Source organism: Flavobacterium flevense (assembly GCF_900142775.1).
Taxonomy (GTDB): Bacteria; Bacteroidota; Bacteroidia; order Flavobacteriales; family Flavobacteriaceae; genus Flavobacterium; species Flavobacterium flevense.
This window is the reverse complement of the sequence record NZ_FRCC01000006.1, coordinates 178293-202163: the sequence shown is the minus strand read 5'-3', so window position 1 is coordinate 202163 and position 23871 is coordinate 178293. Positions and strand designations below refer to the sequence as shown.

The 23871-nt window shown below is 34.4% G+C and carries 23 protein-coding genes; 10 read left to right on the top strand and 13 right to left on the bottom strand.

Going from position 1 to position 23871, the window contains the following annotated elements:
* Window positions 1-6 precede the first annotated feature (6 nt).
* The 5 genes from BUB89_RS11855 to BUB89_RS11835 all read right to left on the bottom strand — a co-directional run bounded on the left by BUB89_RS11855 (window position 7) and on the right by BUB89_RS11835 (window position 7784).
* The gene (locus BUB89_RS11855; protein ID WP_073245329.1) at window positions 7-1944 is read right to left on the bottom strand and encodes a glycoside hydrolase family 97 protein; all 1938 of its coding nucleotides are present in this window, start codon (window positions 1942-1944) and stop codon (window positions 7-9) included.
* Between the two features lie 68 nt (window positions 1945-2012).
* The gene (locus BUB89_RS11850; protein WP_073245327.1) at window positions 2013-2846 is read right to left on the bottom strand and encodes a sialate O-acetylesterase; all 834 of its coding nucleotides are present in this window, start codon (window positions 2844-2846) and stop codon (window positions 2013-2015) included.
* Between the two features lie 33 nt (window positions 2847-2879).
* On the bottom strand, window positions 2880-5339 hold the full coding sequence (locus tag BUB89_RS11845) for a glycoside hydrolase family 95 protein (RefSeq protein WP_073245325.1): 2460 nt from the start codon (window positions 5337-5339) through the stop codon (window positions 2880-2882).
* 645 nt (window positions 5340-5984) lie between these two features.
* Window positions 5985-6587 (bottom strand): nitroreductase family protein, encoded by a 603-nt coding sequence (locus BUB89_RS11840; RefSeq protein WP_073245323.1) that lies wholly within the window; start codon window positions 6585-6587, stop codon window positions 5985-5987.
* Between the two features lie 168 nt (window positions 6588-6755).
* Entirely contained in the window at window positions 6756-7784 is a 1029-nt protein-coding gene (locus BUB89_RS11835; protein ID WP_073245321.1) for an MsnO8 family LLM class oxidoreductase, read from the bottom strand.
* A gap of 173 nt (window positions 7785-7957) precedes the next feature.
* Between BUB89_RS11835 and BUB89_RS11830 the strand changes: the two genes are divergently transcribed.
* Both BUB89_RS11830 and BUB89_RS11825 read left to right on the top strand, forming a co-directional pair.
* Window positions 7958-8518 (top strand): DUF6642 family protein, encoded by a 561-nt coding sequence (locus BUB89_RS11830; RefSeq protein ID WP_073245318.1) that lies wholly within the window; start codon window positions 7958-7960, stop codon window positions 8516-8518.
* A gap of 10 nt (window positions 8519-8528) precedes the next feature.
* A complete protein-coding gene (locus BUB89_RS11825) occupies window positions 8529-9092 on the top strand; it encodes a 2'-5' RNA ligase family protein (protein ID WP_073245315.1) in 564 nt (187 codons plus the stop codon).
* Window positions 9093-9426: 334 nt separating this feature from the next.
* On the opposite strand, the gene BUB89_RS11820 is transcribed toward BUB89_RS11825, so the two are convergent.
* On the bottom strand, window positions 9427-10455 hold the full coding sequence (locus BUB89_RS11820; RefSeq protein WP_073245314.1) for a LacI family DNA-binding transcriptional regulator: 1029 nt from the start codon (window positions 10453-10455) through the stop codon (window positions 9427-9429).
* A 128-nt stretch (window positions 10456-10583) separates the two neighbouring features.
* On the opposite strand from BUB89_RS11820, the gene BUB89_RS11815 reads away from it, so the two are divergent.
* The 4 genes from BUB89_RS11815 to fucP all read left to right on the top strand — a co-directional run bounded on the left by BUB89_RS11815 (window position 10584) and on the right by fucP (window position 14653).
* A complete protein-coding gene (locus tag BUB89_RS11815) occupies window positions 10584-11600 on the top strand; it encodes a zinc-binding alcohol dehydrogenase family protein (RefSeq protein WP_073245312.1) in 1017 nt (338 codons plus the stop codon).
* 1 nt (window position 11601) lies between these two features.
* On the top strand, window positions 11602-12429 hold the full coding sequence (locus BUB89_RS11810; protein WP_073245311.1) for an amidohydrolase family protein: 828 nt from the start codon (window positions 11602-11604) through the stop codon (window positions 12427-12429).
* Between the two features lie 3 nt (window positions 12430-12432).
* On the top strand, window positions 12433-13224 hold the full coding sequence (locus BUB89_RS11805; protein WP_073245309.1) for an SDR family oxidoreductase: 792 nt from the start codon (window positions 12433-12435) through the stop codon (window positions 13222-13224).
* 100 nt (window positions 13225-13324) lie between these two features.
* Window positions 13325-14653, top strand: coding sequence for an L-fucose:H+ symporter permease (gene fucP, locus BUB89_RS11800; RefSeq protein ID WP_073245307.1), 1329 nt, complete (start codon window positions 13325-13327; stop codon window positions 14651-14653).
* A gap of 63 nt (window positions 14654-14716) precedes the next feature.
* Here the strand turns inward: fucP and BUB89_RS11795 are convergent, their stop codons facing one another.
* From BUB89_RS11795 to BUB89_RS18165, 6 genes are all read right to left on the bottom strand, one after another.
* The gene (locus tag BUB89_RS11795) at window positions 14717-15310 is read right to left on the bottom strand and encodes a 2OG-Fe(II) oxygenase (protein WP_073245305.1); all 594 of its coding nucleotides are present in this window, start codon (window positions 15308-15310) and stop codon (window positions 14717-14719) included.
* A 139-nt stretch (window positions 15311-15449) separates the two neighbouring features.
* Window positions 15450-16913 carry an AAA family ATPase gene (locus BUB89_RS11790; protein ID WP_073245304.1) on the bottom strand — a complete coding sequence of 488 codons (1464 nt, stop codon included), beginning with the start codon at window positions 16911-16913 and terminating at the stop codon, window positions 15450-15452.
* A 114-nt stretch (window positions 16914-17027) separates the two neighbouring features.
* Window positions 17028-18146: a vWA domain-containing protein gene (locus BUB89_RS11785; protein WP_073245303.1), complete on the bottom strand. Its 1119-nt coding sequence runs from the start codon at window positions 18144-18146 to the stop codon at window positions 17028-17030.
* A gap of 179 nt (window positions 18147-18325) precedes the next feature.
* On the bottom strand, window positions 18326-18700 hold the full coding sequence (locus BUB89_RS11780) for a YchJ family protein (RefSeq protein WP_073245302.1): 375 nt from the start codon (window positions 18698-18700) through the stop codon (window positions 18326-18328).
* A 12-nt stretch (window positions 18701-18712) separates the two neighbouring features.
* Window positions 18713-18943, bottom strand: coding sequence for a hypothetical protein (locus tag BUB89_RS11775; RefSeq protein ID WP_073245300.1), 231 nt, complete (start codon window positions 18941-18943; stop codon window positions 18713-18715).
* 11 nt (window positions 18944-18954) lie between these two features.
* Window positions 18955-19107: a hypothetical protein gene (locus BUB89_RS18165; RefSeq protein ID WP_170215508.1), complete on the bottom strand. Its 153-nt coding sequence runs from the start codon at window positions 19105-19107 to the stop codon at window positions 18955-18957.
* Window positions 19108-19611: 504 nt separating this feature from the next.
* Between BUB89_RS18165 and BUB89_RS11770 the strand changes: the two genes are divergently transcribed.
* Entirely contained in the window at window positions 19612-21816 is a 2205-nt protein-coding gene (locus BUB89_RS11770; protein WP_159434576.1) for a sensor histidine kinase, read from the top strand.
* Complete coding sequence (locus tag BUB89_RS11765) at window positions 21813-22205, top strand: response regulator (RefSeq protein WP_073245295.1); 393 nt, start codon at window positions 21813-21815, stop codon at window positions 22203-22205. Before BUB89_RS11770 ends, BUB89_RS11765 begins: the two co-directional genes overlap by 4 nt.
* On the opposite strand, the gene BUB89_RS11760 is transcribed toward BUB89_RS11765, so the two are convergent.
* The gene (locus BUB89_RS11760; RefSeq protein ID WP_073245293.1) at window positions 22202-22756 is read right to left on the bottom strand and encodes a hypothetical protein; all 555 of its coding nucleotides are present in this window, start codon (window positions 22754-22756) and stop codon (window positions 22202-22204) included. The two genes, BUB89_RS11765 and BUB89_RS11760, sit on opposite strands and share 4 nt — an antisense overlap.
* Window positions 22757-22844: 88 nt before the next feature.
* Between BUB89_RS11760 and BUB89_RS11755 the strand changes: the two genes are divergently transcribed.
* Both BUB89_RS11755 and BUB89_RS11750 read left to right on the top strand, forming a co-directional pair.
* Window positions 22845-23093: a hypothetical protein gene (locus BUB89_RS11755; RefSeq protein ID WP_073245291.1), complete on the top strand. Its 249-nt coding sequence runs from the start codon at window positions 22845-22847 to the stop codon at window positions 23091-23093.
* 159 nt (window positions 23094-23252) lie between these two features.
* A complete protein-coding gene (locus tag BUB89_RS11750; RefSeq protein WP_071185640.1) occupies window positions 23253-23693 on the top strand; it encodes a KTSC domain-containing protein in 441 nt (146 codons plus the stop codon).
* The last annotated feature ends 178 nt before the right edge of the window (window positions 23694-23871 follow it).

The following is a 23871-nucleotide window of genomic DNA, read 5'->3' as shown; positions in this document are numbered from 1 at the left end:
AAAATGTTAGTTTTGTATTGGAATCAAAGAAACTGCAAAACCACCTCTACGAAGTAATTTTACGTCAATAGTTGCATTTTTATTTACTACCATAGTCTTTGAAGAAAAAGCCTTATCATGTTTGCCATCAGCAATTAAAACGGCTTGATAATTTACTCCCTCTGCTAAAAATTCCAATTTGATTTTTTTTGTTATTTCCTTTCGCTCAGAAGCACTAATCCCACCAATGTACCAGTTAGCCCCTTTTTTACGCGCCATAGTTACTTCCTGACCGGGATAACCGTCAATAAGTTTCGTGTCATCCCACGATGTAGGTACTTCTTTCAGGAAATTTTTAGCTTCATTTGGTAATTCATAATATCCTTCCGGTCTGTCTGCCAAATGTTGCAAAGGCGATTCAAAAAGTACTGAAAGAGCCAACTCATGTCCATAAGAAGTAATATGTGGATATTGAGAATTAGTAAAAGTAACAGGAGTATAATCCATGGCTCCTACAACATTTCGCGTAAAAGGTAAAATAGTGTTATGTTCTGGTGCTGTATTAGTAAATTCCGGAACATTATTATACCATTCTGCACCACGTACTCCCTCATAGGTCATTAAATTAGGATAAGTTCTCGACCAACCTCTGGGAACAATACAACCATGAAAATAGACCATCATCTCAAATTGAGCAGCATCTTCTAATATATTTAGATAATATTGAATCATATTCTGTTTTTCACTTTCGAAAAAATCAATTTTAACCCCAACTACGCCTAATTTCTTAAGTTTAGTAAATTCTTCAACCCTGTTTTTATGAGTAAGCATTCTGTCTTTTGGAGTAGATGAAACCCAGGTATGATCGCCTCCTGAATTATACCACATCAATGGTTTTACACCTTTAGAATGAATATACTTTAAGGCATCTTCCAGATTCCCACCATTCGTCATTCCATCCCATTCCCAGTCTAAAAGCGTATAAGGCCACTTCATTGCAACTGCTAAATCAGCAAACTCACATACCGTTTTAAAATCTTTAGTTCCGTGATTACTGGACCAGTAATTCCAGGATACTTTACCGGGTTTTATCCAGTCAGTCGTTTTAAAACGAGTGGGAGTTGACACATCTTCAACCAATGTACTCTCAACAATATCAGCTAAACTACCCATACTAATTACTCTCCAAGGCGACTGCCATGGCAGTGAAATACTTGGTTTTGGTTCTCCTGTACCTCTGCCGTCTTTTGGATCAGGAAAAGTAAGTTTGTAAATATTACTGTCTTTTGTATTACTTAGTTTTGTACCGCAATAATTACGATCTAAATCGGCCTCATGTAAAAGAAACCAACATGATTTATCCGATGAATTAAATAATGCCGGATAACACCACTCTTGTTGTACTATTTTATCGTCACTGGACTCCGCATATAAACCCTCATTAGCTGTATTCCATTTTTCCAACCATCGTTTACTGTCTTTTGGTATTTGGTAAGCCGTGAATTCATCATTAACTACATAAGAACCTTTTTTTTCAGGAAATTCATATCTAAAGGTAGCTCCGTCATTATACGCTCTTATAATTAGATTTAATTTGGCTTTCCCGGGATTTTCAAACGAAACAACAACTTCATTGGCTTCATTATCCCGCACTAACTTTTTACCAAAAGGAAGTTCATAATGTTCTTTTACCAATTTAGGTTTCGTTGCTTTTAAAAAAAGAAGCTCTTTTGAAAAATCCTGATCACTTCTTGATATTCCTAAACTTACCTTTGGAAGTATTTCAGTTGTATTTTTATCTGTTTGCTGAGATATTTTCAAATACCATTCTCCTTTATTATTGGAATCCATAGCATATAGTGCTACCACATTTTTTTTATTGGGAGACTGTACAACTATTTTTTGCGACCACGACTGGCAAAAGCTAAGTACTATAAAAGACAGTAAAATATTTTTTAACTTCATGGTTCTAAGTGATTCATTTTAATTTTTGATTGAAAATCGGGTATTCTTTAGCAACAAAATAAATTATGCTACTTCTTTAACACCTCAAGCATCTTTGATGCATATCGTTTTCCTAACATTCTGTATCCTTCAGCTGTAAAATGAAGATTATCTGGTCCATCAGGACATCCACTGGAAGAAACCACATAAGAATTTGGAATTGTTTGTGGCAAAGTGGCAATTATTTTATTCATACTTGCACATACTCCATTTTGGTCTGCATGCACTACTTCTCCTGCCAATAAAGGCATAGATGCTGCTTTCAGATTTAAATCTTTCAATAAATTATCATACACTATTTTTACTTTTTTTGTCCAAAGTGTATCACCTGTATTCGATTCTCCCTGATGCAATAAAATCCCTTTTATTACTCCGTCTTTCTGAGCGATTTTAGCCATTTCTACCAGTCTGGCATACGGATTTCCATCGTATTGAGCCACTGTTGATTTTAGCCAATTTGGAGAAGTACTCACATATTCCTCATACTTATCTTTGTCAAAAAGTTCTATTTTACAGCCACCTACAGCTACATTGATAACACCTACTTTTACATCATCTGGTAAATTAGCAATCATTTCTCTTCCAAAATAATCTGATGGGGTAAGTCCTGTAGTACAACGACTCAAAGGTGGAACTGCCGTGTACCATTGTCCTTTTTTTCTGTTCAGATTATCACAATTTACAGCCTCTAAAACCTGAAAACGTTTGTTTACTACTGTATCCTGAGGTTCAATTTTAGCATAACCTTCCATATTAGACTGTCCTAAACACAGATAAATATGAAATTTAGGATTTTGTGCAAATGTATTTGTTCCAAAAAATAATAGGGAGAAAGCAAAAAACAGATTTAATTTTTTTTTCATTTGAGTTCTATTTTAGAATTTTATAAAATTGTTTTATTTACTAACTAAGGTATAAACACTTCCTTTTTTTGTTGCAATATCAACTAAAACGGTAGGTTTAAGTTCAAGTGGCTTTATAGTAGATTTATCAGATATAATGGCTGCTGCCGTTTCATCAACAAAATAAAAGGGATTCGGATTTTCTCCATTTGCCATTACTAATTCAGCACCTGATTTTTGTTTCATATCATTTGGCAAACGCAATCTTAAATTCCCACCTAATGCTGATTTGACAACTAATTTAGTAAGTTTAGCATCTTTCCATTGCATTTCAACAATTTCAAATCCTCCTCTGGCGCGTATTCCTTGAATATTTCCTTCTGACCAAACATCAGGCAAAGCGGGAAGCAAATGAATAGCTCCATCTGAACTTTGAACTAACATTTCAGTAATTCCCGAAGTACATCCAAAATTTCCATCAATCTGAAATGGCGGATGTGCATCAAAAAGATTATTATAGGTTCCCCCGCCTCCTTTGTTTACTCCTAAAGGTGTTAGTTGATTTTTAATAAGTGAGTAAGCATGATTTCCATCTTGCAATTTTGCCCACCAGTTAATTTTCCAGCCCATACTCCAACCCGTGGATACATCGCCACGGTGAAGCAAAGTATTTTTGGAAGCAGCAAACAATTCAGGGGTCTTATATGCCGAAATTTGATTAGATGGAAACAATCCGTAAAGATGAGAAACGTGACGATGATTGTCTTTAGGATCATCAATATCATCCAGCCATTCCTGAAGCTGATTGTGTTTTCCCACATGCATAGGAGCCAATCGGCTGCGTAACTGTTTCAGTGTATCTATTAAAGTAGCATCTTCTTTTAAAATTTGTGCTGCGCGAATTGTAGTTGAAAAAACATCATAAACGATTTGGTTATCCATTGTTGTTCCCGCATCAAGCGAGGAACCATTATGAGCTTGCGGAGCATTTTCAGGAGAATTCCCGGGATTTACAACCATCCATTTGTATTTAGGATGTTCTACCAAAAAATCCACATAAAATAAAGCTGCACCTTTTAGTACAGGATATATAGATGCTAAATATTCTTTATCTCCTTTATAAAGATAATGTTCCCATAAGTGTTGACTTGCCCAACCGCCACCAGCAGTCCACAATCCCCAGAAAGCGCCATCTACTGCACCGGTAGCTCGCCAAATATCAGTATTATGATGTGCCATCCATCCTCTTGTTCCATACATGGTTTTAGCAGTTTCCTGTCCCGTAACCGCTAAGTCTTTTACCATTTGTAAAAAAGGCTGATGCAATTCTGAAAGATTGGTTTTTTCGGCAGGCCAATAATTCATTTCCGCATTGATATTAATCGTGTATTTACTGTCCCATGCCGGAGTAAGACTGTTATTCCAAATCCCCTGTAAATTAGCCGGTTGTCCACCAGGCTGTGAAGAGGATATCAATAAATAGCGACCATACTGGTAATATAATGCTACAAATTGTGGATCATTAGTACTTCTGAAATTTTTCAAACGCTCGTCTGTTGGTAAATCAGCTGCCGGAGTAGTTCCTAAATCTAATTTAACCCGATTGAAATACTTTTGATAAGCAGCAATGTGTTTCTTTTTAATTGTTTCATACGATTTCCCAAAAGCAGAATTCATATAATCAGCGGCACGTTTTGCTTCATTTCCGCTAACATCATTATAATTATTGAAATTTGTAGCTATTGATATAAAAATAGTAGCCGCATCGGCATTTTTTACAATAAGAGAATTATCATTTTTCTCTAATTTTCCGTTATTTAATTTTATACGGCTTATACCTTTAAAATTTACCAAACTTTTTATTCCTTCATGATCACTGGTAGTTCCTGTAATTTCAAGATCTTTTGAATTGCTTACTGCAAAGTTTTTAATTTTATGAGGCGAAGTATAACTTGCATTAAATGAAATACTCCCTTTTTTATCTGCTGTAAGATGAATCACTATCACTCTTTCTGAAAATGAAACAAAAGCTTCTCTTGTATAAGTTACACCATCAACTTTATAACTGGTTTTAGAAATGGCGTTTTCTATATTAAGTTCTCGCTTGTAATCAGAATATGTATCGTGTCCTTCAAAATTCAAATTAAGACTTCCTACTGGCTGAAACATCTGTCCGTGAGACTTCTTTGAAATAAATTTATCATTGGCTAATTTTTCAGCATCCTTATGTTTTCCATCAAAAATCATTTTTCTAATTTCCGGTAAAGCAGCTAAAGCAGTTGGATTATCATTTCTATTAGGTCCTCCACTCCATACTGTATTTTCATTCAGCTGGATAATTTCCTGCTCAACATTGCCATACACCATAGCACCTAAAAAGCCATTACCTATAGGCAAAGCATTTTCCCAAGTTTTACCCGCAGGTTCATTATACCAAAGTTTAAGTCTGGTAGTATCCTGAGAATAAATGAACGAAAGCCCTATAAAGAAATTAAGTACTACTATTTTTTTCATATTTTTTTTTATCACTTTTGCTTTAAGCTAATATATCCTTTATTTATACGTGTTACTAAAACACTTATAAAAAAAGGCAAAAAAATTTAAGTCGGGAGTAACCAGCTCCCGACTTTAAAAAAACCAAAAAATACTAACTAAAACACACATTTATTAAAAGAAATTAATACCAATAGAAAAGATCGCTCGTGTTTTTTTATTGGGATTAATAAAATATCTTACTATCTGACCCTGTGGTACTGGACTAATGATAAGCCTCAATAGTTCTGATTACCTGCTGTGGCGTATGCAAAACATACATCAAAACAAAAAAGCAGAAATACCCTATAGGCTTTGATTTACTTTTAAAAATAAAAGTTCGTCATAAATATTATTTAGTTGGTTAATAAATATCAAACTCTGTATCTCTTTTTATATTCTTTAAAGAAAATAATATCTCCCCAATTGAAACGCAGTAAAATTTAATATTACAAACATACAAAATTTACACAATCGGTTGCATTTTTTTGATAAAAAAAAGCATTATTTTTTATCATTAATAAAATAATGCTGATTTTATTAGAAAAAAAAAGGATTAAACTACGTAAAAACAACTAATATTATAAGCTACTTTATTTATATGAAATAGATTTCAGATTCATAAACCTAGATACTTTCGATTACATCGTCCAAAGGTCGTCTGGATTTAGGGGTAACTTCAAGTCGGTTGTGATCGTCTGCTGCTGCATAACCTACAGCCATAGCAAAAAGTGGTTTATAAGTAGTCATATTTAAAATAGCAGCGTATTTATCCGTTTCTATTCCTTCCATCGGAGTTGCATCCAGACCTAAGGCTATTGAAGCGTTTAACCCGACACCCAAAGCAATATAAACCTGCTTTGCCATCCATGATTTTAAATCTGCTTCGGGCATGTTTTTCCTCAGGCTGTTATACCAGTCCCTATGCCTGTCTGATAACACACCACTATTGACTACATCCTGAAAAGCATCTAAATCATCAGCTACACTAAATACAACAACTAAAGCTGCCTGATTTACTTTTTCAACATTGTGCATCGAAACAGCAGCCAGTTTTTCTTTAATCTCCGGATTTTGAACAAAGGTAAATTTCCAAGGCTGTATGTTTATAGAGGATGGTGCAAGACGCAGAATTTCCTTAAGATCATCAATAATTTCCTGAGGTATTTTTTTACTGCTGTCAAATTTTTTAGCAGAATATCGTATTTGGGCTAATTCTAACGGATTCATATTTCTTATTTAAGCGGGTTATTAATATATTTTTAATTCTAAGGACTGGTTTAGATTTTATTTAAAAATCTTTTCCCAACCCTAAAAGAGTGGAAATTTTATTCCAAATTCATCGAAATTACACCCTTTAGGGTCGGGGAATTAATTTTGATGAATTTTATACAGGCTCTAAGTATTTTTCAAAAATACATCTGCCAGTAACTGATGTGATTTTAAACGAGCCTGATGGTTACCGGTGATAGTTTGTATCATAATCTCATTAGCTCCAAAAACTGCAGCAATCTTATTGATCCAATCATATAACTTATCAGGAGTTGCTGCTAAAAACCGCGGTGGTTGTCTGGGATCAATCAGGTTAATTTCAGGCGAACGAAATCTGTTGCCTAATATTGCCAGTGCCGTTTCTTCGTCTTCTAACAAACTCTGAGTATCTCCTTCGGTTTTTAACCGATATTCAAATAACTGAAAAGGAGCAGTCATTCGGTGTGCTTCTTCCTCTGTTTCGGCAGCAAAAACATTAAGTGCTAACATTAATTCTGGTTTTTGTTTTCCGGAATTATCAGAAGCCTTAAACTCCTGATGGTAATTTTGTGCAATATTAAAAGACATAGCCGGATTAATAAATCCTGCAAAAACATATCTCAAGCCCAGATGTGCAGCCGTTTTTGAACTCCAAGAGCTGGAACCTAACAACCAGAAATCAGGTAAAGTTCCATTATTATGGGATTTTATTTCCGAAAACGGATTTTCTTCTTCAAAATTCTGATGCATCCAATTCAGTAGTTCTACTATCTGATTTTTAGAATCATCCCCTTTTTTAACACTAACTGAACGATGGCGCTGTAAAGCCACATCGCTAATAGTACCCGTTGATGCTCTTCCTATTCCCATATCTATCCTGCCCGGAAACAATTCTTCCATACTATTAAAAATTTCAGCCACTTTAAACGGGCTGTAATGGTTTAACAATATTGCACCTGAACCCACTTTAATCTTTCGGGTATGAGCAGCAATAAAAGGCATCATCACTTCGGGACTACGTCCGGCTCCGGCTCCCGTGGCATGATGTTCTGCTACCCAAAAACGGGTATACCCCAATTCATCAGCCTGTTTGGCTATTTCAAGGGTATTCATTAAAGCCTGATGACGGTCACCATTTTTTGGAACAATCGATAAATCCAGAATAGAAAGTCTCATAGCTTCATTTTTAGGATTACAAAGTTACTATTGCTATTGATTTTATCCATCCAATACCCTTATTAATTATTCCAAATGACTTAAAAAAGATAAAATTACTGCTCATTTGAACAGATTGAGTTTCAATAAAATGATACATTTGTAGTACTCAAACAATTTAAAAACTAAACTGCATGCTGAATGAGTCCTTTATTTTTTGTCTCGAAGGAGTTCCTGACATAGAAATTAATCCTATTACCGAAGTAGTCAAAAATCTGGAACAACTGGCATTCGATTATCACATTGCCAGTATCCATAAAACCTGTGATACTATTGAAGGACTTGAAGAAAGTCTGAGTGCCTTACTATACGATGATCACAATTTTAAGGATTACGAAATTATTTATTTAGTAATGCCCGGTCAGGAAAACAACATCCGTTTACACGATTATTATTATAGTTTTGAAGAAATCGCCGAACTCTTTGAAGGGAAATTAAAAGGGAAAATAATTCATTTTTCGAATAAAAAAAAGCTGGATTTAACTCCCGATGAAGCACAGTATTTTCTTGATATTACGGGTGCCAGAGCATTATCAGGTTATGGTGCAAAATGCAGCAAAGTAGATAGTATTCATTTAGACAAAGCCTTTTTTTGCTTGTGTCAGGAAGAAGATGATGTGATTGAAATTGTAGAAATATTGCATCAAAAACACTATGCGCTTTGTAAATTTCTAGACTTTAGATTGTATTATTAAAATATAACAAATGCAAAATAAATATTCAGTGGTTATAAGTCCGCCCGAGGCAATTATCATTACAGTCAAAACAATGAAAGAAGCATTATTCAATGAAATTGACTGGTTCAATAGCAAAAACTCCTTGGCACACATTACCATCAATGAATTCATGACTTCTGATAACGAAATTGAAATCCTAAAAAAGCAACTTGAAACAATTGCTGAAAGTTTAAAACCAGTTCATGTTCACCTGAATGCATTTGACAATTATCCTAATGGTGCATTTTTTATAGCTCCGGATGCTGTTTCGAAAATAGATTTGAAAAAAATAATGAAACACGTCAACCAATCTTTTCGTGCCAAAACAATTATAAAAAGCAGCGAGCCTCACTTATCTATTGGACGTAAATTAAGTCCTGAAAACATTGCAACAGCCTATCGGTTATTTTCGGAACCTATCGATTTAAATTTTGTTTGTAACAGAATTACACTCCGTTGTTTTAATCCTGAAATGAGACAGTTTGAAATAATCGAACATTTTGAATTTAAGAATAATCCAAAGCCTACTTTTGAACAAGGCACTTTATTTTAAAAGACATTTTTTTTGTTATTACTATTTTTATAACATACCAATAAAATACACAATACCAGTTTTTTAAATCACATTACTTAAACTAGTATTTAATTGTATTTTCGAAATTATTTTACCGCAGATTCGCAGATTTTTTAAAATAAAAAACAATAAAATCTGCGAGTCTGTGATAATTTTTCATGAAACCCATTCGAGAAAATCAGTCATATTTCTTCCATTTGTGTTCCAATTTATATACAATAAAATCTGCGAATCTGCGGTACTTTTGTACAAATCCCACTTGTAAAAATCAATTATACTTCTTCAATTTGTATTCCAAAATCTAGGTCCCAAATTATTTCAAAAGCTTACTGGAAGACTGCCTGATAATCAATTCGGGTTGCAGAATAATCCGGTTAACCGTTTTCTTCTTCGGATTATTAATTCGTTCTAAAAAAGCTTCGGCAGCTAATTTCCCTATTTGATCACTATGCTGGTTTATTGTTGAAATAGAAGGCTGCGTCAGCGAAGTAAAAGGCTCATCACTAAAACCAATCAGGGCTATTTCCTCAGGAACTTTAATATTATTTTCTAAAAGTACCTGCAAAGCACCAAGTGCCGCAATATCACCTGCCACATAAACAGCGTCAGGCCATTCGGGAGCATCTAATAATTGCTGCATGATGCGACGTCCATCCTCAATTCGCAAATTACTTTCTATAATCCAATTGTACTTAAGGGCTAAATTCCATTTTTCCAGCGCATCTTTATAACCCCGGATTCTTTCTTTATAAATCCGGATATGATTAAATCCTGCAATATGAGCAATTCGTTTACAGCCTTGAGAAACCAGATGATCGACAACCAGATGACTACTTTTATAATCATCAATCCCTACATAATCTACATTGAGCTCCTCTTCGCCTCTGTCAAACAAAACCAGTTCGGTGCCTTTAGATTTTATTTTTTGGTAATATTCTAAATCGGTAGTTTCATTGGCCATTGAAGCAATAATGCCATCTACCTGAATTTTTAATAAGGTATCAATTTCCTGACATTCTTTGGCATACAATTCATTAGACTGTGTCATAATGATATTGTAGCCGTTTAAATTCAGTACTTTTTCAATATTCTCCACTACCGAAGAAAAAAAGTGACTGTTTACACGCGGGATAATCACACCCACCAAATTGCTTTTTCCTTTTCTCAAAGCACTCGACAAGTAATTAGGCTGATAATCCAGCTGAATTGCCGCTTCCTTCACAGCCTTTTTAGTCTTATCACTAATTCGGGGATGATCATTCAATGCTTTAGAAACCGCCGAAGGTGTTAAACCTAGTACGGCAGCAATATCTTTTATTGTGGATTTTTTTTTATTTTCCAACTTAGTTTTTATATTTGTTCAATCGATTGAACAAAAATAGAAATTTTAATGAAACACAATTCCTTACAGTTGTGTTTTTTTATTCCAAGTTGTTCAAACGTTAGAACAGAATAAATAATTTTTACAATATGAAATATATAGTTTGCGAAAAACCGGGCGAATTTATTTTAAAAGAAAAAGAAGCGCCTGTCAGAAAAGAAAACGAAGCATTATTACAAATCAACAAAGTAGGAATCTGTGGTACTGATTTACACGCTTATGGCGGAAATCAGGCTTTTTTCACTTATCCCCGAATTTTAGGTCACGAATTAGCTTCTACCGTTTTAGAAATTGGAGAAAACCCCAGAGGAATTAAAGCCGGAGACAACGTGGTGGTAATGCCTTATGTAAGCTGCGGAACTTGTATTGCCTGCCGAAACGGAAAAACAAACTGCTGTACCAATATCAAAGTTTTAGGCGTTCATACCGATGGTGGAATGCAGGAACAAATTACAGTCCCTGCTTCTATCCTTTTGCCGGCTAATAATTTATCTGATGACCAAATGGCAATCGTAGAACCATTGGCTATTGGTGCTCACGCTATTCGCAGAGCAGCTATTGTTCCCGGAGAAACGGTGGCAGTTGTAGGTTGCGGTCCTATCGGGATTGGGATTATGAAACTGGCCCAGATTGTCGGTGCTAAAGTAATCGCTATTGATATGAATGAGCAGCGTCTGGCTTACGCCAAAGAAAAAATAGGTGTCGATTATACCGTGAAAGCGGGCGAAAATACAGTTGCAGAAATCACTAAAATCACTAATGGTGATTTGTGTACAGCCGTTTTTGATGCTTCGGGTCACAAAGGAGCTTTAGAATCCTGCCCGGATTATATGTCACACGGAGGTCGTTTTGTGCTTGTTGGTTTATCCAAAGGAGAATTGACTTATAGCCATCCTGCCATTCACGCTAAAGAAATGACTTTGATGTGCAGCCGTAATGCTACTACTGAAGATTTTGAACACGTAATCAGTGTTTTAGACCAATTCCCAACCGAATCCTATATTAGTCATACTGTTCCATACACAGACATGATTGCTAATTTTGACAGTTGGTTAAATCCTGCAACAGGCGTTATCAAAGCTACCGTAGATTTTAAAATACAATAATATGATAATCGATTCACATCAGCATTTTTGGGTTTACGAAGCAGAAAAACACGCTTGGTTAGACGATAATATGAAAATCATTCGAAAAGATTTCATGCCCGAAGATTTACAATTGGTTTATCAAAATAACGGAGTGGATGGCTGTGTAGCCGTTCAGGCAGATCAAACACTTGCCGAAACTGATTTTCTTTTGGCCTTAGCCGAAAAAAATAACTTTATCAAAGGAGTGGTAGGCTGGGTTGACTTAAGAGCTTCTAATATTGATGAAGTTTTAAAACAATACAGCGCGTTTCCAAAACTAAAAGGTTTCAGACATGTAGTACAAGGGGAAGCCGATCCTAATTTTATGTTGCGTCCTGATTTCAGGAACGGAATAACTGCTTTAGAAAAACACAATTACACTTATGATATTTTGATTTTTCCGCATCAGTTAGGAGCCGCTTTAGAATTAGTACGCCGTTTTCCAAAACAGAAATTCGTTATCGATCATATTGCAAAACCCTACATAAAAGACGGATTTTATGATGGTTGGGCTGCTTTAATGAAAGCAATTGGCAAATACCCAAATGCGTATTGCAAATTATCAGGAATGACTACCGAAGCCGATTACAAAAACTGGACTACAGAGCAAATCGAACCTTATATGCAATTGGTTTTGGATGCTTTTGGCGCGAGCCGAATCCTTTTTGGTTCCGATTGGCCGGTGTGTTTAGTGGCTGGAAATTATACAAAAACAAAAGAATTAGTAACCAATTTTATTGCAAAATTAAGCTCCGAAGAGCAAAATGCCATTATGGGTGGGAATGCAATCAAATTTTATAATTTATAAATTATGGATTTAGGATTAAAAGGAAAAGTAGTCGTTATTACTGGTGCGGCTGGACTTAAAGGAAGTATTGGAGAGACTATTTTGCAACATTTAGCTGCCGAAGGTGCAATTCCGGCGGTAATTGACAGAAACGACCGTGGATTTGCTTATATCGAAGAAATTCAGAAGCAAGGAATTGATGGTTTGTTTTGCAAAACCGATGTAACAAATCCGGTGCAAATTGAAGAAGCAATTGCAAAAATTGTTGCTAAATATGGTCGAATTGATGCTTTAATCAATAATGTTGGGGTTAATGACGGAGCAGGATTAGACGCTTCTTACGAAGAATTTATGGATTCTTTAAAGCTGAATATGGTAAGCTACTTTGTGACCGTAAAAAGCGCACTTCCTTACTTAAAAGAATCTAAAGGACCTATTTTAAATATTGGCTCTAAAGTAGGATTAACAGGTCAGGGCGGAACTTCCGGTTATGCTGCTGCTAAAGGTGGTGTTTTAGGATTGACTCGCGAATGGGCGGTGGACTTAATCAAACATTCGATACGAGTGAATGCCATAATTATTGCCGAAAGCTGGACTCCTGCTTATGATACCTGGATTAAAACATTGGAAAACGGAGAAGAAAAATTAAAATCTATTGTCAAAAAAATTCCTTTGGAAAACAGAATGACAACTCCTGACGAAATTGCTGATACGTGTTTATTCACTATTTCTGAAAGATCATCACATACTACGGGACAATTCATCTTTTGCGATGGTGGTTACGTTCATTTAGATCGCTCCTTACTAACAGAATAAAACGATTAAAACTAAAAGAACAAATGATACCTAGTGTATGATTTGTTCTTTTTTTACCTATAAACCATACCAAAAAAAACCATTATTAAACGTATATCAAATGACAAAAACTTCAAAAATTCCTGTAGTACAAAAGGAATTACTTTTCCCGTTTATTATCATCACTTCCTTATTTGCTCTTTGGGGAGTAGCCAATGACCTGACCAATCCGATGGTTTCTGCCTTTAAAAAAGTAATGCCCGAATTATCAAATATGCAGGCTTCTTTAGTGCAGTTTGCTTTCTATTTTGGTTATTTTTTCATGGCATTGCCGGCAGCATTATTTATTAGAAAATACAGTTACAAATCAGGAATTATTTTAGGGCTTTGTTTGTATGCTTCGGGAGCGTTTTTATTTTATCCCGCAGCAGCTTATCAGGATTATAATTTCTTTTTGATTTCCTTATGGGTAATCACCTGTGGACTAGCGTTTTTAGAAACAACATCTAATCCATTAATTCTAGCATTAGGAGATAAAGAAACAGCCACCCGCCGATTGAATTTAGCACAATCTTTTAATCCGGTTGGTTCGTTAATGGGAATGATTGTGGCACAACAATTTGTTATTTCGGCCTTGCGTTCTGACGATAAAGATGCTTCAGGAGCATTAATTTATGATACTTTATCTGAAACTGCAAAAGCCGGTATTCGCGAAAATGATTTGGGAATTATCAGTGTTCCTTATATCATTTTAGGACTAGTAGTTTTAGCTATTATGGTAATTATTTTTTTTACCAAAATTCCTAAAACAGCCGATCATGATAAAATGTCTATTTCTGAATCTTTCCAAAAGCTGTTTGCCAATAAAACTTATATTCAGGGAGTAATTGCTCAGGCATTTTATGTAGGAGCTCAAATCATGTGTTGGACATTTATTTTTCAATATGTGGATAATATCAACGAAAGTTTAGCTGAAAGTGAACAATTAACGGCTTCCTGGTTTAATATTTCAGCAATGATAATTTTTTTAACAGGCAGATGGATTGGAACAGCTTTAATGAAAACCATCAATCCTTCTAAAATATTAATGCTCTTTGGTATTGGCGGTGTCGTTTTTTGTACTGGAACTATTTTGCTTTCGGGAACTGCAGGCTTGTATTGTTTAGTAGGGATTTCGTTATTTATGTCCATTATGTTCCCTACCATTTACGGAATTGCCTTAAAAGACATGGGTGATGAAGCAAAAATAGGTTCAGCAGGATTAGTTATGGCGATTGTAGGAGGCGCTTTAATGCCGGTTTTACAAGGAAGCATTTTAGACTGGGGCGGATCCGGATTTTCGGATGTGAAAATATTAGGATTTATTCCTGAGGTTAATTTCTCGTTTATTCTTCCTCTAATTTGCTTAGCTGTTGTGGCTAATTATGGTCGTATGACTTTAAAAAACTAAGATTAAATCATTTTATAAAGCTCCATACCAATTGTCATTCAGCAATTGTATGGAGCTTTTTGTTTAATCACATTTTAGCCAGCCTGTAATACTCATTCTGGTAGTATTAGTCAGCAAAACTTCATGAAGTAATTCGTCACTTTTAAAGAAAACTGTTTTTCCTTGTACAGGACTTATTTTTTGATTGTTATGCTCCTGATGAATTAGTAATTCCCCTCCGTCTTCAGGTTTCCAATTGCTGTTTAAATAACTAATCATTGAGAATTTCCGACTCGAATTATTTTGAAACTGGTCAAAATGTTTGAGATAAAAATCGCCTTTTTCATATAACGAATAATGGAATTCATAACCCGTAATTCCGGTGTAGCAACTTTGATTGAGATACCGAATAAAATCCTCTATATGTTTAAAAAATTCATTTTCAAACGGATTATTATGCTTTTTATCTAACCAGTAAATGGAATCGCTTCGAACAGCGCTGTCATAAGCAACAGCATCAGAATTTCCTGTTCCCGCCTCTTTCAACAGACTTTGTTCGTTCAGGGAAAATAAATTTTGCTTTAAATTATTGGCCAACTCATCGCTTAAAAAGTGTTCAGAAACCCCCACTTTATTCTCAATATACGAAGCAATTAAAGCCTCAAAATTCTTTTCCATTTTGTCAATAGCTCCAAGTAGAGCCAGCGAACGAATGTAGAATAAAATAAGACACTAATTACATTTGGAAAATTTAATTTCTATAAATAAAAAAGGATTTAGAAACGAATCTAAATCCTTTTATAAAACATTATTCTTTTTATAATTTACTAATATAACTGCCGTAAATATCTTTAAACTGATAACCGTCATCCGTTCTGTCTTTGCTTAATTTTCGATATTCGACTAATCCCCAAAGAATAAATTCTTTCATAAAAAGCTTATCTTCTTTCGGTAAATCGCTTTGGTACTCCTTTACCAGAATTTCCAATGGCACAATAGCGCCTAAAATTTGTTGGTATTCTTCATCCGAACAATCATCCAGTAATTCAAAACCACTTTCGGCAAAAAACCATTCTATTAAATCAGAATAAGGTGTTTTCTCATTCGGTTTTTCTAATTTTTCTATCTTAGGAAAATAAGCAGGAAACATCGTTTTTATAGCAGCAGCAATCAAATGCTCAGCAACAGCAGCGGCTCCCTCCTGCTCTCCTTCATAAACCAACTCTACTTTTCCGGTAATGGCGGGAATAATACCCATAAAATCAGACAAACGCAAGGTTGTTTTATCAACTCCTGCTTTCAACGCACGTCGTTCAGCAGTGCTCAATAAATTTTCATAAGCCGTAATACTCATTCTGGCACTTACGCCACTTTTATGATCGATGTATTCACTTTCTCTGGCTTCAAAACTGATTTGTTCCAATACATCTTTAGCTAATGAAGGCACATAAACTATATCATTTTGAGCAGTATCTAATTTGGCTTCCTGTTCCGTTATCGTTCGGGCAATTTTTAAAGTTTCCGGATAATGCGTCAAAATCTGAGAACCTATACGGTCTTTTAAAGGCGTAACAATACTCCCTCTATTCGTATAATCTTCAGGATTGGCAGTAAATACAAATTGCATATCAAGTGGCATTCGCAACTTAAAACCACGAATCTGAATATCGCCTTCCTGCAAAATATTAAATAAAGCTACCTGAATTCTGGCTTGCAAATCGGGTAATTCGTTGATAACAAAAATACAGCGATTGGCCCGCGGAATCATTCCAAAATGAATCACACGGTCATCAGCATACGAAAGTTTTAAATTTGCTGCCTTTATAGGATCTACATCGCCTATCAAATCGGCAACGGTAACATCCGGAGTGGCCAGTTTTTCAAAAAAACGTTCACTTCGGTGCAACCATGAAATAGCTGTTTCATCACCTTTAGTCGCAATTATATCTTTGGCAAAACGGGAAATAGGATTGAATGGATCATCATTAATTTCCGAACCACTCACATAGGGAATATATTCGTCCAGTAATTCGACCATTTTACGAGCCAGTCTGGTTTTAGCCTGACCACGAAGTCCTAATAAATTGATATTATGCCGGGACAAAATAGCACGTTCCAACTCCGGAATTACAGTGTTTTCAAAACCATGAACTCCTTCGAAAGTAGGTTGCCCTGATTTTATTTTTTCACGCAAATTAGTACGTAATTCGTCTTTGATACTTTTACTTTTGTAACCGGAAGCTTTTAATTCGCCTAAAGTATTTATATTTTCTATTTTCATGTTTTGTATTTTTAACCGCAGAGTACACTAAGTTTTACGCAAAGTTCTCTAAGTTTTTTTCTTATCTGTTTTTTCTAATTTCTGCCTTCTAACCTCTAACTTCTGCCTTCTAAACTACTTAATTCTCTTTTTCCTATTCGTTTCATAATCTTCAAAAATCATTTCGCCCAAACCTTTTAATCCGGTGTAAAACGCTTTCCCCTGATTGGCTTCAGTAAATTTATTGACAAATTTTTGCAGGTAAGGATCGCTTGCAATCATAAAAGTGGTGATGGGAATATGTAATTTTCGGGCTTGTTGTGCCTGTGTATAACATTTATCTACGATATATTCATCTAAGCCATTACTATTCATATAATAAGAACCATCACGCTCTTTCACGCAGCTTGGTTTTCCGTCAGTAATCATAAAAATTTGCTTGTTGGTATTTCGCTTTCGACGTAAAATATCCATCGCTAATTGCAATCCGGCAACGGTATTCGTATGAAACGGTCCCACTTTTAAATACGGTAAATCCTTGATAGCAATAGGCCAGGCATCATTTCCAAAAACCAGAATATCTAAGGTATCTTTAGGATAGCGTGTAGTAATTAATTCGGCTAGTGCCATCGCCACTTTTTTAGCCGGCGTGATACGGTCTTCGCCATACAAAATCATACTGTGGCTAATATCAATCATCAATACTGTGCTCATTTGAGCCTTATATTGGGTATCTTCGACCACTAAATCATTTTCGGTCAGCATAAAATTGTCAACGCCGTTATTAATCTGGGCATTGCGCAAACTCTCCGTCAGGGATATTCTTTCCAGGCTGTCGCCAAAATGAAACTCTCTGAATTCACCCGTGTGCTCATCGCCGTTTCCGGTATGTTTTGTTTTATGACTGCCATTTCCGGAACGTTTTAAATTCCCAAATATCTGATCCAGGGCTTGTTGCCTGATGGCTCTTTCGGTCTTTGCAGTAATCCCTAAGCCAGAAGTACCGTCATCTTTGACTTCATCTTTAATGTAACCTTTTTTCTTCAGATCTTCAATAAAATCATCAATAGTGTAATTTTCGTCGGTTAACTTATATTCGATATCTAATTCCCGTAGCCAGGTTATAGCTTCATCAAAATCCCCTGAAGTATAAGTGATTAACTCTTTGAAAATCTCAAAAAGTTTTTCAAATGGAGATTGATTGGGAGCCTGATATTGTTTAAAATAGAAGCCTTTTTTATTGCTCTTTTCCATAGCTTTAAAATTACATCATTTTAAAGTGTACTTCAAGCGAACAGTTATTAATTTTAAGTTAAAAAGAATTTTCTTTTCCCCTTCCCTAAAGGGTGGAAAATTTCTTGAAAATTCATCAAAATTACACCCTTTAGGGATTTGGGGAATTAATTTTGATGAATTTTGAACAACTTCTAATATCAATAATATTCTCCATCCACATAATACCAATTTCCTTCATCCTGAACAAAGGTGGAAATTTCATGATGGATTTGCGGTTTTTTATTTTGGTCTAAATAGTAAGCTTTAAACTCCACTGTATTTTCGGTAGTATTAAGTACTTCCAGTTTTTGCCATTGATTCGAAGTTGCCCATAACAGAATGTCTTCTTTAGAATAGTTACTTCGTTCAGTGATATGTGTTGTTGCTATTAAATAATTAGCCTCATGTGTGGCATAAGCGCTGTAACGCGACCGCATCAAAGCCTGGGCAGTGGGAGCTTTTTCTATTCCTTTAATATAAGGTTCACAACAATCTTTAAATGATCTTTGCGAATTGCAATAACACAATTTCATAGTATTAATAGTTTAAACATGCCCGTTTAGAGCGATAATTCTCTGATACAACTGGTTTAATAAAACCTGATATTTGCTAATTTCGATTAAATCCTCGTCTTCATCCGAAGTATCTAACATTTCGTCCAGTAATTCGCTTACTTCTACTAATTTATTATTAGCTTCTTTTGCATTTTTAGAGGCAATTAAATCAATTATTTCCTGAACATCTGTTTTTAAGGAATTGTATTTATCGTTTTCCATAGTGGTCTTTATTAATTTCCTGCAGGAGGATTATTTTCATTGAATTTTTTTACTATTTCTTTCAGTTTTTCTTTTCTGGATAACGCTGCTTGCTTTGTCTTAGCTTGTTCTTTGTGCAGTTTATCATTGTGTTTTTTAATATTCTTTTCGTTGTTTCTTCCCATATTCCCCTCCTTTACATTTTTAGGATTGTAATTTATTACTATTTATTTAAATAAAATAAATCCTTTCTGTTTTATACATGCTACAAAGTTCACCATTTTTATATAGAAAATTCAAATTAAAAGCATCAAAATCTTTTTTATAAACTATTAATTGAAGGTCAGGCAATTAATACAATTTTATTTATGCTTTTAAAAGCATCTGAATTTATACTTTTTATAAATTAGTAAAGAAGAAATAGATTTGCTGTTTTTTTTGTTTTTTTTTCATAGATTTGGATTAATTCCCTGCATTATCATTTAAATTTTATTATTTAGTTGACAAAAAACCAAAACTTTTAGCCCCTTTGTAAAATGAATTTTATTAAATCAAACTCAAATTCAGGCAATTGGTTCAAATTGAAGCCGAAGTTAATTGGGACTGTAGTTTTTTTGTTTTTTTGTACCATTTTTTCTTTGATAATTTATCAGCAATATCACATTGCAAAAAAGGCTAAGCATGATGAAATGAATGGCATTATCCAGGCCATACATAAAAGTATAGAACAATCTTTAAAAAAAAATTATGCCGATGCCCTTACACTGGCATTAACCATTAATGACAAGGGAGTTCCGGAAAATTTTGAGAAAGTAGGTGAAAAAATTCTGTCCTCAGATAATAATATAGATGCCGTACAACTGGTTCCTGACGGAATTATACGCTATACCTACCCATTAAAAGAAAATCAGGCTGCTATAGGAATTGATATTCTCAAAAATGAAAAATACCGTTTTGAGGCTTTAAAAGCTATTCAAACCAGAAGAATGTATTTTGCAGGTCCTTTTGAATTAAAACAAGGCGGTTTAGGGATTTTAGGTCGTATAGCGATCTACAAGAACAATCGCTTTTGGGGATTTTCGGCAGTAATTATCCGCTTTAATACCTTGCTAAACAAACCGGAAATAAAAAATATTGATCGATCCAAATATTATTTCCAGATTTCAAAAGTCAATCCTCTGACTCATAAAGAAACTTTTTTCCTCGAAACATCAGAAAAACTAAATCCTGAAAACGCTGTTGTTTCAGTTGTTCCTGACGGAGACTGGACACTTTATCTTGTCAATAAAAAACCTAATGAGCTCGTGTTTCCTTTTATATTTCGCGGGATTCTGGCTTTATTTTTAGCTTTTCTGATTGGTTTTCTAACGACTTCTTTCTTCAAAAAACCAGCAGAATTAGAAATTTTGCTCAAAAAACAAGCTGAGAAACTTTTAAAAAATGAAATTAAGTTTAAAAGTGTTTTCGATCAGGCCGCAGTAGGAATAACCTATGTAGATACTGTTACAGGCCAACTTCTCGAAGCTAATAAAAAATATTGTGATTTGCTGGGCTATACAGAGCAGGAAATAAAACAAAAAACAATACAGGATATTGTTCATCCTGATGATTTAGAAGAGTCTATTTCCAATTTTAAAAAACTCAAAGCAGGAATTATCAGGGAATATTCAACGGAAAGAAGACATGTTACAAAATCAGGAGATACCATCTGGATCAGGCTTACCATTTCTCCTCTTTGGGAAGCTAACTCCTCACCCACTAAGCATATTGCCATTGCAGAAGATGTAACCCAACGCAAACTGGCGGAAGAAGCTATTTTTAATTCGCAACAAAGAACTGAATCTCTAATTAACACCATTGACGGAATTGTATGGGAATGTGATGCACAAACATTAGAATTTAGTTTCATCAGTAAAAAAGTAGAAGATATTCTGGGTTATACTTCTCAGGAATGGATTAATACGCCTAACTTCTGGGCCAATCACATTTATCACGAAGACAAAGATTCTACGATACAGTTTTGTTTTGAACAAACTAACAAAAAACTCAATCATGATTTTGAGTATCGAATGATTGCTAAAGATGGTTCTATTGTCTGGCTTAGAGATATTGTCAATGTCATTGTTGAAAATGGAAAAGCCAAAAACCTCAGAGGTATCATGATTGATATCACCAAAACCAAAGAAATTGAAAAAGATTTAAACAATTCCTTTTATTTGGTCAATGAACAAAATAAGAGACTTTTAAATTTTTCTTACATTGTTTCTCATAACCTAAGATCACATACCAGCAACATTTCCTCTATTGTTGATTTGATCGAAAATTCGGATTCTGAAGAAGAAAAAGAAGAAATGATTCAATTATTAAAATCAGTTTCGGATTCGCTAAATGAAACGATGTTAAACCTCAACGAGGTGGTCAATATCCAGACGAATGTAGGTATTGTAACTGAAAATCTGAATTTAAAACAATACATCAACAATACATTAGCTATTCTTTGCGACCAAATTGAATTAAAAGGTGTGACTGTAATTTCTTCCGTTGATGATACTATTGAAGTGAATTATAATCCTGCTTATCTTGAAAGTATTTTATACAATCTTATTTCAAATGCTATTCGTTACAGTCATTCTGAAAAACATTCTGAAATTTATATTGACTCTTATTTTGAAAATGAAAAAACGGTACTTCAAATATCCGATAACGGAATAGGAATTGATTTGGATAAAAACGGGCATAAAATTTTTGGAATGTATAAAACATTCAGCAATCATAAAGAAGCTAAAGGAATTGGTTTGTTTATTACAAAAAATCAGATTGATGCTATGGGAGGCAGTATAACTGTTGAAAGTAAGCCAAATTTAGGAACCACATTTAAAGTTTATATTGCATGAACCAGAAAAGCATTTGGGTTGTAGATGACGATCCTATTTATCAAATCATCATGAAAAAAATTATTGGCAAATCAGAACTTTTTTCTGATGTTCATTCTTTTTCAAATGGAAAAGATGCCATTAATTCTCTCCAGGAAATTATTATCCAAAACGGAAATTTTCCGGATATTATTCTGCTAGATATTGAAATGCCTGTACTTGACGGATGGGGTTTTATGGATGAAATGCTTATTTTAAAACCTCAGATTCAGGCTGAAATTAAAATATACATTTCCAGTTCCTCAATAGCTATTGAAGACAAAGAAAGGGCTAAAAATAATCCGGTGATTCTGGGGTACATGTCTAAACCGATAAGCTTAAGTGATTTGGTCAAAATAACAACCACCTAAATTTTCAGAGCCACTTCCTTTTTAATCTCTTCCAGCGTTTTATTGGTATCAATTAAATCTTCGATAATTAAACTTCTTAAAACATCAATATCATCACAATCAAAATGTTTAGCCCAGGAAGTCAGCTGAATTAAATTCCTCACTTGCTTGATTCTTTTTGTAGTTTCAAGACTGGTACGCAGCACAGCTTTTTGATTATAAAGCGGATTTAGTTTGTGCTGATAAGTAACCGTATTTTTATCATAATCCATTTCTAAATAATACAATTTATCTGTGGCATTATCCGGATAAAAGCAATCCCATTTTGCAAAACCTGTTTTATATTTGGATTCCGTTTCCGGTTCCATAGCAACTAATCGCCATTTACTGTTAGCCAGTCGTCCCCAATGGTTTGAAACCCGATACATGCCTTCATGAGTATAATAATAACGGCTTCCCGCTTTACTTTCAAATTGAACTTTTAAGCCTTGCAGCGCCTCAGGCAGCACTTCGTGAAAAACACAAAAGGTATTTTTAAAAGAGTTGGGATGGGGTCTAAAATTTGTTTGCATAAGGGCAAAGATACTTAGAAACCATAAAACAGCCTAAAGCGGTAATAATTGATTAACTTTGCAGCAGAATTTTTTAAAATAAAATACGATGAGCAAGGCTTCAGAAGGAAAGATGTTACAAAAAGGAGTATTTACAGGAGTTATTGAAAAAGATGAAAACAACAACTTTTTTTGTGGTGAATACTTATTAGATTATAAAATGGTTCAGGCGAAACATGCTGTTGGCGATTGGATTACCATAAAATCAGTGATTGAAAATCCAAGTGATATCAGTTACAATCAGTATCCTAAAAAATCCAAAAACTTTGATAAAGCAAACAACAAGCCGGAACAATAACAACTGACAATCTGAATGTTAGCGGGATAAAATCTTTTTTTCTTTTTTTTTATTGATAAAGTAAAATTTAAAAAAAAGTGTACCTTTGCAAAAAAATTGTCGAATTTGAAACTCCTCAATATCAGTTTCATGCTAACAGACAAGTAGTTACCATAATTTATGAAAAAAATAGTTGAATACCGCAAGCTCTTAAATGTAGATAAAACTGCACAGCTAAAAGATTTGAAAACCATTTATCGCAATGCGATGAAAGAAGCACATCCTGATAAATTTCAAGGAGATGAAGAAGGTTTAAAAGCGGCTGAAGAAAATAGTAAAAAAATTATTGAAGCTTACCACTTTTTAGTAAGTATCAATCCTGAAACTATTAAAGCAAACTTACCTGAGTATAACGAAACTATTGCAACTGCAACAGTTACTGATTATAAATTTGTAGAAGGCCGATTGATTATCAATTTTTCTAATGGTAGTGTTTATGAATACATCAGTGTTCCTAAAGCAACTTATGTAAAAATGGTAAATGCTGATTCTCCTGCAAGATTTGCAAAAAGACATATCTTTAATGCTTTTCCGTATAGAAAAGTAACTAATCAGGATTAATTTATTTAATCTTAATTGTTATAAAAAAGCCAGTAAAAAAATGATTTTACTGGCTTTTTTGATTTTCAGAATTTGGAATTTTATTCTAAAAATAAATTTTCTTTTCCCCTCCCTAAAGTGTGGAAAATTTCTTGAAAATTCATCAAAATTACACCCTTCAAGGTTTTGGGGAATAAAT